Here is a 14,305-nt window from a genome sequence, read left to right on the forward strand (position 1 = left end):
TTGATTAGTTCGACAATCGCCTTTCAGGCAAGGGAGTATCTACTGAGAAAAAAGAAAAGAGAAACGAGTGAATACAAGTCCATTTCAATCATCATGGAGTTTATTCCAACGCTGTTTGAAGCGATAAGCTTCAGTACGACTTCCATCCTAGATATTCTAAACAGGATCTATTCCCAGATAGAGAAAAACGGGAAAAAAAGTCATAGGAAAAAGAAGCTGACTGTATTTGATATAATGAAAGTTTCCTATGAAAGGACAATCGGGAAGCCTACCAAGGGATCAGCTTAATCCTATTACGTTTAAAAAAATTTAATGATAAGGCTTATTTGAGTATGCCTATTTTCAGGTTAAGCCCAAAAATATTAGCCCATTTCCCTTTACTTTCAAGTTAACTTGATGGATATGGAGTTAGACCCTTTACCTTTGTGATGAATTTCACTTGAAAGATTACAAGACATTCTTTTTATCTAGTTTTACTTAACAAACGTGGAAAAAACGGGGGGATCTTTTATCCAAAAAGAACTGTAGTGTTTATAAGTCTATTAATATTATAGATTGTATCTATAAGTATAGACCCTATTCACCTTCCCTAGGTAAGACCTTTATGTCAAAGTAACGTATAAATCTTAAAATTTTTTTGACAAACATTATATGTAACTTAGCAACATTAAAAATGAGATCCGCAGCTAATGACAGACTATACTTTTTACAAAGACTGTTTTAAATAACATACACGAAAAGTTTGGGAACTTTCCTCCACACCGAAAATAATCAAATCGTACTAACAAAATGGCTCTTCCCATATTCTTTATAAAAGAAAACAATAAGAAGGGATGTAGAGTTTATTGAAAAAAACAAAAGTTCGCCTCCGGCCGCTTGTAGATCAGATTAATTTACCGACAGTTTTAAAAACAACGATTCTTCCAGGTGACACAATGGAAAAATTATTTATTGCCACTCAGGTTGGCGAGATGTTTTACATAGAAAATGGACGTTTAAGAACATTTTTAGACATTCGCTCGCACGTCATAAAACTTGGTTCTTCGGGTGGCTATGATGAACGGGGATTGCTAGGGCTCGCGTTTCATCCCCTTTTTTATTCTAACGGTCTGTTTTACCTTCATTATTCAGTCGCGGGGACAGAAGGACCAGGTGCTCTCCCTGATTCTTTTGAGCCTGATCCATGCGATCCGGAAACGTTAAACCTCCAGTGGAATCATCGAGAAACGCAGTATGATCATATTGATACAGTCGAAGAATGGATTTTCCAAGCGAACGGTCATCATCAAAAACGACGAACATTGCTCAACCTAAGAAGACCGTTTTTTAACCATAACGGGGTCAATAGCTTAAACTTTTCCCCTGAAACAGGAAAACTAATTTTAACAACCGGCGATGGCGGATCAGGCTATGATCCATTTAATTTAAGTCAGGATCATCTGGAAATGGCCGGTAAAATTATTGAAATCGATGTTGCTATAAATACATTGATTCCGAATCCACCTGCCGTCACACGTTTCGATGAACTTCCCGTGCCGATTCAGGAAACACTAACAGTAACCGTTAAAGGGGTGCGAAATCCAACAGGCATTTCATTTCAACGGTATTATAACCAGTATATCAAATACGTAGGGAATGTCGGACAGGGGTTGGTCGAGGCCGTTTTTTCATTCGTTCATTATCAGCCGATCCCTGTTCCTCAGCTCATCCAAGCTTCTTTAAGAAACAATCGACTGTCTGGTTTGATTGACCTTGGCTGGCGAGGATGGGAAGGTGCGTTTCCAACCCAGCTCATAACGGAGTGCAGCGACCATCCGAGTTTAGACGAGAAAACGATTGCTTTTTACGATGAAGCAGTAAAAACTTCATCAGGGCGGCTCACACCTTTAACCAGTTATTTCCATAAAGATCCCCGCCCCGATAAGTTTGCAGGAACTGCACTTACAGGAGTGCAAGCTTATATGGGGAGGGCAATTCCCGATTTAACAGGCAGTGTTGTCTTTACGGATTTTGCCCGGAAGGACGATTCTCAAGCTCTAACTAGGGGAGTACTCGCTTATACGAGGTACAGGCCAGATGGTCAAACGAATGATTATACTGTTATTAAAACCGATTATGATTTTGGGTCGGAATCTGCTTATTATGTTAGCTTGGGAACTGATTTGCATCAAACTAGATTATTTTTAGGGGTTCATGGATCTATAAATGTAACTGACTTTAACAAAGGAACTGTCTTTGAAATCATTCCATGATTCTTTTTGAACTAATTGATCTCACCTTTATTTTATTAAAAAAGAATCGGGCCAGCTCAACCCAAAGCCAGCTATAAAGGAATGAAAAGGAAAAAATGCTAGTCGCACTAAGGAATGAAAAGGAATTTAATCCGAATGGGCCAAGAACAGGAAACTGGAAAATATATAGGAGACCGAAAATTCCCATCGTTAAGAAAATGGCACCAATCGAAATAATCGAGACTCTCTTCTTGACATAAGAAAAACCTACGCCGATTCCAAGCGCTAACAACCCAGTTGTAAAAGGAAAAATGATGAGTTCACTTGGAAACAGAATGAATAGCAACAAAATCGTAAGAAAATAAGCCATTGCACCCATTTGAATGAAAAACATCGCACCAATCAAAATCGGTAAACTGGCAAGGGGGCTAATCATGTAACCGATTCCCGGTAAAACCTCCCCTGCTCCTTGCAAGATCGTAGCGATACAGGCGAGAAAAGCACCTAAAACAAGTTTTTTCACTTTTGTATGTTTACGAAACTTTATTTGAGCGCGTTGAACATCCTCTGAAATTGATTTTAAAAAATACACCGGCCCACCTCAATCAAAACATTTTTCAATACAACATATTAATGATTGATTGGAAGTGGAACCATGATTAAAATACACGAAAGACAAAAGGCGGTTCTTACGTTTTTCCAAACTCTCAATGGAAAACCCGTTTAAGAACCGCACTGTCATAATAAGTCAAACACAAACATTAAAGCCCCTACATCCATTTGAAGCTTCTTTTTCTAGCTACTAAATAAATTAAAAACGAACACGAACTTCGCCAAGTGTATCGAATTTCATCGCGAACACATCATTCGGCTCTGCTGAAACCGCCGCTGACAGCGCTCCTGATAAAATCACTTCGCCTGCTTTTAAAGTAATACCAAATTCATGCAGCTTGTTGGCAAGCCATGCAACAGCGAGTGCTGGATCCCCTAACACCGCTTCACCGACACCTGAATTGATTACTTCCCCATTTTTCTCGAGAGTCATGCTGACCTTCTTTAAATCAACATCTGAAAGATAGAAAGGTTGATTTCCAACTAAAAATAACCCACATGAGGCATTATCGGCAATCGTATCCGGAAGTTTGATTTTCCAATCTTTTACGCGGCTATCGACAATTTCAATCGATGGCAAAACATAATCGGTCGCACGTAAGACATCTTCTGTTGTCACATTTGGGCCCACTAGATCTTCCTTGAGAACAAACGCGATTTCCCCTTCTACCTTCGGTTGCATGACGCGTGAAAACGGAACTTGGCCTTCATTTTCTACTAACATCCCATCTAGTAAAATTCCATAATCAGGTTGATCGACTCCTAGCAATTGTTGCATTGCTAACGAAGTTAAACCAATTTTTTTCCCAATTATTTTTTGACCTTGCTTTACTTTTTTATCAATATTATGTAACTGTACTTGATAGGCTTCTTCAATACTTAGTTGTGGTTCACGTTCTGTTAAAGCTTGAATACTTTCTCCTGACAGTTCTGCTTGCCATAAAAGCTCCGCTAATGTTTCAATCTTTTCAGTTGCCATTTAAAAATTCCCCCTAAACGTTTGTTAGAAAACTCTTTTGATTACTAGAATCTCTGTTCATGATTTATTTTATTGTATATTCGGAAAATTTTAAAGGATTTTTGACAATTAACGATCGTATTCTTTTACGAATCATCGCCAACACGATGACTTGGCTTGTCTTTATATAGATTGTTTCTGTTCATAAGATTGCTCTATACGCTATAATTAAAACATGATTAACTTGGAAAGGACCACTCGTATGAATAGAAAAGAAAAAAGCCTTCATGACATTCTTAATTTAATCGAAGACGATGCTGATCTGATCATTCCTCTTGGAAATGGAGAACCGGATATAATCTTATCCGCAATTGATGAAAACCCACACCATTTTACGGCTTTAAGGATTCATCAAATGTTTGAATTGAGAGACAGAAATTACATGCATGGGCAATATCCGCATATTCAGTATTTTTCCTATTTCATGAATGCTTTTGCCCGACAGGCATTTTCAAATGGAACATGTGAGTTAGTTCCAAACCATTTTCACCAAATGCCGATGCTGCTTGAAAAAACGACGAAAAAACCGTTCGTTATTTGCCAAGCCTCACCAATGGATAATGAAGGTTTTTTCACACTTGGAACCGAGGCTGATTATGCTGCCTATTTTATCGGAAAAGTCCCTTTTATTTTACAGGTCAACAAATTTATGCCGCATACACATGGTGAAACTCGCATTCATCTGTCGCAAATTTTAGGCTTTATACATCATGACGCTCCCCTAGTTGAAATTCAATCGCCACCAATTACCGAAACAGATATGAAAATTGCCGAATATATTGCGGAACGCATTAATGACGGCTCCACTTTACAAGTTGGAATCGGCGGGATTCCGAACGCGGTTGCTAGCTTATTAAAAAATCATCGGAATCTAGGTATTCATACCGAAATGTTAACAGATGGAATTGCCGAGCTCGCTAAAGCAGGGATCGTCACCGGGATGGAAAAAAACACCCATATTGGAAAAATCGTTGCTAGTTTTGCTTTAGGTTCGAAGGATTTATACGACTTTATGGACGATAATGATCAGATTGAAATGTTACCGGTTCATTATGTAAACGATCCGCGAGTGATTGCTAGAGAAGATCAGATGACGACGATAAACGCAACTACTGAAATTGACTTTTACGGTCAATGTGCATCAGAAACGGTTGCCGGAAAATATTATAGTTCAACTGGAGGTCAAGCCGATTTTGGTACTGGCGTTCAATTCTCTAAAAATGGCAAAGGTTTTATTTGTATGCATTCGACCGCAAAAAACGGTACGATTTCTAGAATCAGACCTATGTTAGCCCCAGGCTCAGTTGTAACAACTTCAAAAAATGATATCGATTATGTCGTCACCGAATATGGAATTTCCCGTTTAAAAGGAAAAAGCATTTCGCAGCGAACAGAAGACTTAATCAAACTCGCTCATCCAAACTTCCGCGATGAACTGCGATTTGAAGCGAAAAAACTTGGGTTTATCTATTAAAATTCTAATACGAACAGTGACTTCCACTGAACGCAAAAAAATGGGAACAATCGATAATAGATTGTTCCCATTTTTCACACCTTGCCCGTGGAACATTTCCGTGAAACAAGAAAATTCGGGGCGTCACTTCCTCTGTTAAAGCTCCCACTTGTTGCAAATACTATCTCTACATCATACTAATAAGGAGAAAAATTGATGAAAGCTTTAGGAATTTGTCTATTGATTTTTTTATTAACGATGTTCCTTTGTTTGTTCATGGACATTATGTTAGGTTTTACCTTCTATCAAGCCCTATTCAATTTATTTAGCCCATTTTGGGTCATTGAAACCGGAGAGATAATCATGTTAGCCTTTATTTTTTTTCTGACAATTGGTCAACAACTGATGTTTAGTGTGAAAAATAAAGCAAACAAACAAAAGGGATCGTCCTGAGCAAATAGCTCTAGTTCCCTTTCTGTTTGAACCGATTCCGAATGAGCGTAACGAACAGCATGAGCAACGGAATAATCACCATAATTGGAAGATCGAGGAAATAGGGTTCAATGTTGCGACTTTCTTCCGTATGTTCTGTATAATTTGAGGCCATAAGCATCGATACCAGGATGAGAATAACTCCAACTGGTAAAACCATCGGTTGATGGTTTTTTAACTTAAACAAATCGACGATTCCAATTAAGGCAACATAGAAATAGATGGATGTTTTGAAAAACATTGTAATTAGAAAAGTAAAGACAACAATTGCATCCAGTCGTTGGATAAACTCAAAAAGGTTGACTTTTCCGATCGTTGATAACAAAGGGAAAGTTGACCTCTCCACATCTTCAATACCTAGAACGGAGATATTTAACCCCATTGTCCAGCTTAAGACAAGCCCACTTGTAATAATGGCAGACAGCGATACTTTCTTCGCTAATTCGGGGCGATTTAAATAAGGGAGCAGCATCGCAAAGACAATCAACTCTCCAAAAGGAAACACAGATAAAAGTGGAAAGACAGTTGTTAGGATTGGCTTCCATCCATCTTCGAGAAATGGCCGCAAATGATTAAGATCGACATTTCCTGAAAAAAACACAAAAACATTTCCTATTAATCCGAATACAATCAACACAACAATCAATACTTCTGACGTCCGTGCAAATACTTCAAACCCTAGATAAAGGACATAACAAATGGTAAGAACAAATAAGATATTGAGAGCTAATAACGGTGTTTCTGGCATTGTCGATGAAAGCAGTAAATCACCGAAGTAACGCACATTTCGGGACGCAGAATACACAAAGAAGATGACGTAAAATAGACCAATTATCCATCCAACGTATTTTCCGAATATTTCTCTGGCGTACCCGGTAAACGGCACGTTTGGATATTGGCGAAATAAAAAGTAATAGATGAAAAATAAGACGATTCCTACTAACATTCCTAAAAGAATCGCTAGCCAGGCGTCTTTTTTAGCACCAATGCCTAGGTTTACGACAAGGGCGCTCCCAAGTTCAAACAGAACGATGAGAGCAAATAATTGTATGACACTAATTTTGGCTTTCTCCATCGCAGCTTAGCCCCTTTTTTAGAAGTTAGTCCCTTTTAAAAATAAATAGGTGGTTATAAAGGGGAAAACGAACACCACCTATGAAAGGTTCACATTACATATGGTTTTGTTCGTAGACCAGATCGGCGAATAAAAGCTTTCACGTCCACTGTAACTTTTGTTTCGGGGAAAATTTCATCATTCCATTTCTCCTTTATTTCTTTCCACAATTGAGGATCTTCACGGTTAATAGCTTCACCGAAACGAAAAATATCAGTTTTTTGTTCTTTGGCGGTTTCTAGCGCCAACATGATTTCCTCTTTCATTGCCTCCTCCAGCTGTTTTTCAAGTTCTTGAATCGTTTCATGTTTATTTAAATCGATTGGACATTGAACTTCTGAAATATGACTTTCAGACCGTATTGTAAGATGAATAACCGGTTTATTATTTTTTATTTGAACGTTAAGTTTTCTTTTGGAACGCACTATATCAACGGCTAAGCCCTTCTTTTTGTTTTTACAATCAAGATTTATAACCGTTTTTTTCATTTCATTATTAATCCATGTAACACCACGAAACTCTTCCAAATCCAGCCATTTAACGAGTTTTCCATTTTTTAAAATAGACAGTCCTTTTATTTCAATTTCTGCCTGAGGTGAGATTTGTTGGACATTTGTTAACTTATTCCCTTCTTTTAGATCACCAGTTATCTGAATCCCCATTAGTTGTGCCACTTCTCCACTCAATTGTTGAATGACTTTATCAGCACGGGTAATCGCAAAGTTTCCCCATGTTTTTTGGGTGGCCTCTAAGCCGCCAGCAATTTTACCAGCAGGAATAGGTTCTAAAGGGGTCAAAATTTGAAGAGCATCCTTTGCTCTGTTGTCTCTAACAATTAAAATTGGAAAAAGGGTCCGGAATTGGGGATCACGTTCAATCCAGTCAAATAAGTCTTGAATGCCCTCTTGCTTTGCCAATTCCTCCCCAATCACTATTAATTGGACATGAGGAAAAAAAAGTTCCTGAGGTAATTTTGGCGCAATTTTTTGGAGGGCCTCCGCAACTGTACTACCTGAAGCCGTATAACTCGAAACAGGAGTCCCTTCCACCTTTCCTGCTTGCTGTGATCCACCACCTATTAGCCCTTCATTTATCACTTGAACGGTGACGCTTAATCTGTTTTCGACATCATCGGAGCCTTTATCAATACCAATTGCACTTACGATATCGATATCTTGTAATTCTTTCCGATCCCAGCAGCCTGAAAGTACAATGACAGATAGGATCAGAAAAAACATGAGAGATAGTTTATGCTTCATATGATTCCTACTTTCATTCGTTGTCCTTTATTTTCCTCTTGGTGAAGGTCCATGCTCCTGAGTCTGATCTGTCCTCTTTGTTTTCATTTGACTAATTAAGCGAGGGCGCTTTGACAATAACGGTCTTGGCAAACGAATGATGGTATCCTTCCAATCAGCTAAAATAAGTGGGGCAAAAGGAGCTAAATAAGGAATCCCAAAAGAACGGATGCTGCAAGTATGGGCGACTAATAAAATGACGGCAATCCCAAGCCCGTATAGCCCGAAAGAAGCTGCAAAAATCATCATAATAAACCGGATTAAACGCGCAGCATTCATCATCTGATTAAGTGGAATCGTAAAACTAGCAATCGCTGTCCCTGCTACGACAATGACCATAGCACTTGAAACAATTCCTGCTTCAACAGCTGCTTGTCCGATAACAAGTGCACCAACGATGGAAACAGCCTGCCCAACTGGCCGTGGCAAGCGAACGCCAGCTTCGCGTAACACTTCAAATGTAAATTCCATTAACAAGGCTTCTATAAAGATTGGAAATGGAATTCCTTGTCGCTGTGCTGCTAGATTAATCAATAAAGGAGTCGGAATCAATTCTGGGTGGTACGAGAGAAAGGCAACAAAAAGAGCCGGTCCAATGATCGCGATTAAGAGTGCAACGATTCTTAGCAATCGCCAAAAACTAGCAATGATCCAATTGATATGATAATCTTCAGCCGATTGGAAAAATTGGGTCCATGTGGCTGGCAAAATTAACGGTTCTGGTGTACCATCTACAAAAATAGCAACTCGCCCTTCCATTAAATCTCCGGCCACAATATCCGGACGTTCTGTTACAAGTACAGTGGGCCAAATGGTCCATCTGTTATCGGTAATCCATTCTTCAACTGTATTGGCACCATCAATTTCATCAGCTTCGATTTTACCTAGTCTCTCTTTGACTTCGGTGAGAAGGTCGTTATTAACAATCCCATTAACGTACATAATGGCAATATCTGTTTGCGTGATGTTTCCAAGCTTCATCGTTTCCATCCATAGATTCGGGCTTTTAATTCGTTGACGAACCATAGCTGTATTCGTAATAAGCGCTTCTGTGAAGCTATTTTTAGGCCCACGAACAGCAGGTTCTCCTGAAGGTTCTGCAATCGCTCTTTTCTCGCCACCTTGTACAAAACAACTAATGGCTTGCTTGGAACCATTAATTAGAAGAATGGTTTGCCCAGATAATAGGGACGACAAAAGTTTATTCCAGTCCAATATGTCCTCAACTGTTCCAACTGTTAAGATATTATCTTTTATGTATGTAAATAATTCGCTCGGTGACGGAGGGTTAACAGTTTCAGAATCACTAATGTTTCTCATTAGTCTTTCGATAATCGAACGACCAATGAGCTCCTTATCTGCTAACCCATTAATATAAATAATCGCCACTTTATGGAGAGAAGGTTTCCCCATTTTAAATTCACGAATAGCTAAGTCACCACTATTGCCGAATGCTTCTTTAATATCATTAAGGTTGTCACTTAAATTTTCACTGATCTCCTGGTTTTTAGAGGTGATTTTTGTTTCTTTATTTAGCGCTGATCGTTTTCTTTTTCCCCCTATTTTTAACCGGCTTTTCCATCCAAACATCATATTTAACACTCCAAGTAGATAAGGCATCGATGCATTTCTTCGTCCATTAGTATACTTATTTTCCAGTTTATAATTCATATAAGATGGAATATTCACCCGAAAATGTCATCTTCTCCTATTCAGCTAATAGAAAGAATTCGATGAATATCGATGGTGGTGATGTTTTGCCAAGAACCTAAATTTAAATATTAGAGAGTGAAAACTCTTTTTGCGTAAAAAAAATAGGAACAATCCATAATAGATTGTTCCCATTTTTCACACCTTGCCCGTGGAACATTTCCGTGGAACAAGAAAATTCGGGGCGTCACAGTGACGGCCAAACGCCACCTGAAACGGGTAGGATATGTCCTGTGATATAGGCCGACTCATCACTGACTAAAAACAAAGTAGCATTGGCGATATCAATTGGTTTGCCTAACCGACCTAATAATGTCTTTTTACGATATTCTTCAAGGGTTTCATTGTCCATTCTGTCAACGATTGAAGTTTGAATTAAGCCCGGTGCAATACAATTCACATTAATAGATGGACTTAATTCCTTTGCAGCTGTTTTCGTAAATGAGGCTACTCCCGCCTTCGCAGCCCCGTAATCTGCGTACCCTTTTTCACCGTCAAAATGAATGGTAGAAATGTTGACGATTTTTCCGTACCCATTTTGCAGCATCTTTTGTGCCACTAATTTTGTACAATTAAAAGTTCCCTTTAAATTAAGTTCCATCGTATGATCCCAGCGTTCTCCATCTATATCAAAAAGTGGTTTAATCATCGTTGTATCACGGATTCCACCAACAACATTTACTAAAATATCAATCCTCGTAAATCGATTATTCGCTTCTTCAACTACTTTTTTTACTTCATCAAAATCCAGCACATTTGCTCTTATAGCTAAAATTTGATCAGCATCCATAAATTCTAGTAGTTTTTCTTCTGTTTGATTTAACCTGTTTTCAGAAATATCTGTAATAACGATTTTGGCACCCTCTTCAGCAAGACGCAGTGCAATCGCCTCCCCCATTGGGCCACCAGCACCAGTTACAAAGGAAACTTTATCTTTAAGTCGCAAAAGACCTCTCCTCATTTACTAGATTTATATAAAGCGAAACTTCCATCAGAGGGGGGTTCTTCATTCCCCACTGATGGTTAGTCACGCGGAACCTGATTGATTTTTCTAATGGCTAAAATCACAAGCTAAAAATATCTCTTAAAATTGTCGACTTCTTTTATGAAAATTTCCGATGTAATTGAGCAGCGATAATATTCTTTTGAATTTCAGATGTTCCTTCGTATATTCTCGTGATTCGAGCATCGCGGTAATAACGTTCAATTGGATACTCCGAAATATAACCCATTCCACCATGAATTTGAACGGCTTTATCTGCGACACGACCGTATGTTTCTGAACCGAGTAATTTGACCATCGCTGCTTCTTTAATGACATTTTTGCCTTCATCAACAAGATTTGCCACATGGTAAGTAAGAGCACGAAGCGCTTCAATTTCCGTTGCCATTTCAGCTAAATAGTGTTGAATAATCTGTTGCTCAAAAATTGGTTTGCCAAACTGAACGCGCATATGAGCAAATTCAAGCGACATGTCTAATAATTTATCAGCAGATCCAAGGTTTCTTGCTGCCATTGCTGCACGACCGTTTGCTAATATTTTTAAGGCATTAACATACCCTTGTCCTTCTTCACCTAACACATTCTCGACTGGAACTTCGCAATCCTCGAAGAAAATCTCATATGTGTGTGAACCATGAAGACCCATTTTCTTTTCTTTACTTCCTAACTTAAATCCTGGGAAATCCTTTTCAACGATAAAAGACGTAATTCCTTTTGGTCCTTTAGAAGAATCTGTAACCGCCATCACCGTGAACACATCTGCAAGTCCGGCATTGGTAATATAATGCTTAGAGCCGTTTAAGATGTAACGGTCTCCTTTTCTCACCGCGGTTGTTTTTAAATTGTAGGCATGGGAGCCGGCACTTGGCTCTGTTAAAGCAAAAGCACCAATGCTTTCCCCACTCGCCATTTTAGGGAGATATTTCTGCTTTTGTGCTTCATTTCCTATTTCTACAATTCCAACGCTCCCAATCCCGGTATGTCCACCAATGACCGTTGTATAACCATTAATCGTTCTGCCGACTTCCTCTAGTACGGCACATTTTCCGACCATTCCAATTCCAAGTCCGCCGTACTCTTCGGGAATACTAAGAGCAAACAAGCCCATTTCTTTTGATTTCTCCAAAATACTTTCTGGAATTTCATCCGTTTCTTCGATTAAATTTGCATGTGGCTCTACTTCATTCTCAATAAAGTCGCGAATTCCTTGTTTTAACTGTTTAATATCATTTGTTAGAACTTGTACCATTTATCCCATTCCTTCCATTCTTTATTTCGTTGTGATTTGTTTGCGATTTTTTTATTCTCATTATTTATAAGAATAGAATCCTTGTCCCGATTTCCTGCCTAATCTCCCTGCTTTTACATATTTCACAAGTAATGGAGATGGTCGGTATTTCTCACCTAGGGCATGATATAGATACTCCATATTTCGAAGACGGCTGTCCAATCCAACGAGATCAGCCATCTCTAGTGGACCCATTGGGTGATTTAAACCAAGTTTAATCGCTTTATCAATATCCTCAGCTGATGCGACACCTTACATCAGCATATTCATTGCTTCGTTTCCGATAATGCAATTCATTCGGCTTGTTACAAAACCAGGAAATTCATTGACCTCAACTGTTTCTTTTCCCATTTTTTCAGAAACTTGACGGACAATCTCATACGTTTTGTCAGAAGTATCCATCCCGCGAATGATTTCAATTAATTTCATGCGGTGAACGGGATTGAAAAAGTGCATCGCAATAAATTGATCTGGTTTTTTCGTTGTAGCTCCAATTTCAGTCGGACTCATCGTTGACGTGTTTGTTGCTAAAATCGCATGCTCTGGAGCAAATTCCTCGATCTTCTTAAATGTTTCAATTTTTAACTCCATAATTTCAAGGATTGCTTCAATGACCAAATCCGCACTTTCCACTGCTTCCTGCAAACCTGTTGTATAAGTTATATTTTGTTGCACTAAATCCCGTTCTTCATTTGTGATATACCCTTTTTCAACACTTGAATTCGCAAGAGACCCGTTAAAATCTTTTGCTCTTTCGAGGGCTTCTGCTGAGATATCTTGAAGTGTTACTCCAAATCCTGCTAATGCAGCAGTATAAGCAATCCCGCGCCCCATTGTTCCACTACCAATGACAGCAATCTTTGTTACCACCATTTTTCCCCCTCCTTATTAGATCTGGCAATTTTCAAAAATAGTTGTAATTCCTTGTCCACCGCCAATACATAATGTCACCAAGCCATATTTCACACCTCTTCGTTCCATTTCATGAAGAAGTTTTGTCGTCAGAATAGCCCCTGTTGCCCCTAATGGATGCCCAAGTGCAATTGCTCCGCCGTTCACATTCAATTTATTTAAATCCAAATTCAATTCCTTAATAACTGCAATCGATTGGGCTGCAAAAGCCTCATTTAACTCTATTAATCCAATGTCCTCTAGTGTTAAATTCGCTCTTTGTAACGCAAGTTGAGTGGATGTAACCGGTCCGATTCCCATGATTTCTGGAGACACACCTGAAACAGCTTGTGAAACAATTTTCACTTTTGGTTGTACTCCATATTGATTCACTGCATCTTCAGACATTAAAACAACTGCTGATGCCCCATCATTTCGGCCGCTGCTATTTCCAGCAGTAACCGTTCCATTTTCTTTGAAAACTGGTTTTAAACTGCTTAATTTTTCAATGCTTGTGAGGCGTGGATGTTCATCGACCGCAAAGGTTTTCACGCTCTTACGCTCCCGAACTTCATAAGGGACAATTTCTTTTTCAAACTTGCCTGAAGAGATTGCATCATAAGCAAGTTGTTGACTTCTCATCGCAAACTCATCTTGCTCTGCACGAGAAATACGATATTGTTCGGCTAAGTTTTCTGCCGTTAAGCCCATCGTCAAATTCCCATACTCTTCAATTGGTTGAGAACGTAGCTGACTTTCCGTATTGGAATCAACAAGCACATTGTTTCCAGTACCGATTCCATAACGGGCATCTCGAATATAAAACGGTGCTAAACTCATTGATTCAACTCCACCTGCGACGATTACCTCATTCAGACCGCAGGCAATCTGTTGTGCCCCGTTATTAATCGCTTGAAGTGCGGAACCACATTGTCTTTGAACTGTGTACCCTGGAACATCAATAGGAAGACCGGCGCGAAGCCCAGCAAGTCGGGCAATATTCGGTGCATCAGAAGTTTGTTTTGTCTGCCCAAGAATGACTTCTCCTACTGCCTTTTTGTCGATATTCGCTCTACTAACGACTTCTTCAATCACCTTTGCTGCAAGAAAATCAGCTTGAACATCCTTTATCGTACCGCCCATTTTCCCGATAGCTGTCCGAACGGATTCAACTATATATACTTGTTTCATATGC

Annotated in this window: 11 protein-coding genes and 2 pseudogenes; 4 read left to right on the forward strand and 9 right to left on the reverse strand. The window is 39.1% G+C overall.

Features of this window, described 5'->3' with window-relative positions:
- A pseudogene (locus GNT69_RS23210) lies at positions 1–288 on the forward strand (IS4 family transposase); the annotation flags it as partial.
- A gap of 557 nt (positions 289–845) precedes the next feature.
- Positions 846–2,252, forward strand: a complete 1,407-nt coding sequence (locus GNT69_RS23215; RefSeq protein WP_203557372.1) for a PQQ-dependent sugar dehydrogenase — start codon at positions 846–848, stop codon at positions 2,250–2,252.
- Here GNT69_RS23215 and GNT69_RS23220 read toward each other — a convergent pair.
- Both GNT69_RS23220 and GNT69_RS23225 read right to left on the reverse strand, forming a co-directional pair.
- Complete coding sequence (locus GNT69_RS23220; RefSeq protein WP_203557373.1) at positions 2,242–2,823, reverse strand: hypothetical protein; 582 nt, start codon at positions 2,821–2,823, stop codon at positions 2,242–2,244. The genes GNT69_RS23215 and GNT69_RS23220 overlap by 11 nt on opposite strands.
- Before the next feature lie 219 nt (positions 2,824–3,042).
- Positions 3,043–3,822, reverse strand: a complete 780-nt coding sequence (locus tag GNT69_RS23225; protein ID WP_203557374.1) for a 2-keto-4-pentenoate hydratase — start codon at positions 3,820–3,822, stop codon at positions 3,043–3,045.
- A 241-nt stretch (positions 3,823–4,063) separates the two neighbouring features.
- Between GNT69_RS23225 and GNT69_RS23230 the strand changes: the two genes are divergently transcribed.
- Complete coding sequence (locus GNT69_RS23230; RefSeq protein WP_203557375.1) at positions 4,064–5,335, forward strand: acetyl-CoA hydrolase/transferase family protein; 1,272 nt, start codon at positions 4,064–4,066, stop codon at positions 5,333–5,335.
- A 195-nt stretch (positions 5,336–5,530) separates the two neighbouring features.
- Complete coding sequence (locus GNT69_RS23235; RefSeq protein WP_203557376.1) at positions 5,531–5,767, forward strand: YczF family membrane protein; 237 nt, start codon at positions 5,531–5,533, stop codon at positions 5,765–5,767.
- Between the two features lie 10 nt (positions 5,768–5,777).
- Here the strand turns inward: GNT69_RS23235 and GNT69_RS23240 are convergent, their stop codons facing one another.
- From GNT69_RS23240 to GNT69_RS23270, 7 genes and pseudogenes are all read right to left on the reverse strand, one after another.
- Positions 5,778–6,881 (reverse strand): GerAB/ArcD/ProY family transporter, encoded by a 1,104-nt coding sequence (locus tag GNT69_RS23240; RefSeq protein WP_203557377.1) that lies wholly within the window; start codon positions 6,879–6,881, stop codon positions 5,778–5,780.
- A gap of 89 nt (positions 6,882–6,970) precedes the next feature.
- A complete protein-coding gene (locus GNT69_RS23245; protein WP_203557378.1) occupies positions 6,971–8,179 on the reverse strand; it encodes a Ger(x)C family spore germination protein in 1,209 nt (402 codons plus the stop codon).
- Between the two features lie 27 nt (positions 8,180–8,206).
- A complete protein-coding gene (locus tag GNT69_RS23250) occupies positions 8,207–9,811 on the reverse strand; it encodes a spore germination protein (RefSeq protein WP_203557379.1) in 1,605 nt (534 codons plus the stop codon).
- A 304-nt stretch (positions 9,812–10,115) separates the two neighbouring features.
- Entirely contained in the window at positions 10,116–10,874 is a 759-nt protein-coding gene (locus tag GNT69_RS23255; protein ID WP_203557380.1) for an SDR family NAD(P)-dependent oxidoreductase, read from the reverse strand.
- Positions 10,875–11,031: 157 nt separating this feature from the next.
- The gene (locus tag GNT69_RS23260) at positions 11,032–12,180 is read right to left on the reverse strand and encodes an acyl-CoA dehydrogenase family protein (protein ID WP_203557381.1); all 1,149 of its coding nucleotides are present in this window, start codon (positions 12,178–12,180) and stop codon (positions 11,032–11,034) included.
- Between the two features lie 60 nt (positions 12,181–12,240).
- Positions 12,241–13,092, reverse strand: a pseudogene (locus tag GNT69_RS23265) (3-hydroxyacyl-CoA dehydrogenase family protein).
- A gap of 15 nt (positions 13,093–13,107) precedes the next feature.
- Complete coding sequence (locus GNT69_RS23270) at positions 13,108–14,301, reverse strand: thiolase family protein (protein WP_203557382.1); 1,194 nt, start codon at positions 14,299–14,301, stop codon at positions 13,108–13,110.
- Between the last annotated feature and the right edge of the window lie 4 nt (positions 14,302–14,305).

Origin of the sequence: Bacillus sp. B15-48 (assembly GCF_016879755.1) — a bacterium.
Lineage (GTDB): Bacteria > Bacillota > Bacilli > Bacillales > Cytobacillaceae > Mesobacillus_B.

Excerpts from the sequence above, each read along its gene's own strand:
- GNT69_RS23260 (WP_203557381.1), bottom strand. The coding sequence starts at position 12,180 with ATGGTACAAGTTCTAACAAATGATATTAAACAGTTAAAACAAGGAATT.
- GNT69_RS23245 (WP_203557378.1), bottom strand. The coding sequence starts at position 8,179 with ATGAAGCATAAACTATCTCTCATGTTTTTTCTGATCCTATCTGTCATT.
- GNT69_RS23270 (WP_203557382.1), bottom strand. The coding sequence starts at position 14,301 with ATGAAACAAGTATATATAGTTGAATCCGTTCGGACAGCTATCGGGAAA.
- GNT69_RS23240 (WP_203557377.1), bottom strand. The coding sequence starts at position 6,881 with ATGGAGAAAGCCAAAATTAGTGTCATACAATTATTTGCTCTCATCGTT.
- GNT69_RS23250 (WP_203557379.1), bottom strand. The coding sequence starts at position 9,811 with ATGATGTTTGGATGGAAAAGCCGGTTAAAAATAGGGGGAAAAAGAAAA.
- GNT69_RS23235 (WP_203557376.1), top strand. The coding sequence starts at position 5,531 with ATGAAAGCTTTAGGAATTTGTCTATTGATTTTTTTATTAACGATGTTC.
- GNT69_RS23230 (WP_203557375.1), top strand. The coding sequence starts at position 4,064 with ATGAATAGAAAAGAAAAAAGCCTTCATGACATTCTTAATTTAATCGAA.
- GNT69_RS23225 (WP_203557374.1), bottom strand. The coding sequence starts at position 3,822 with ATGGCAACTGAAAAGATTGAAACATTAGCGGAGCTTTTATGGCAAGCA.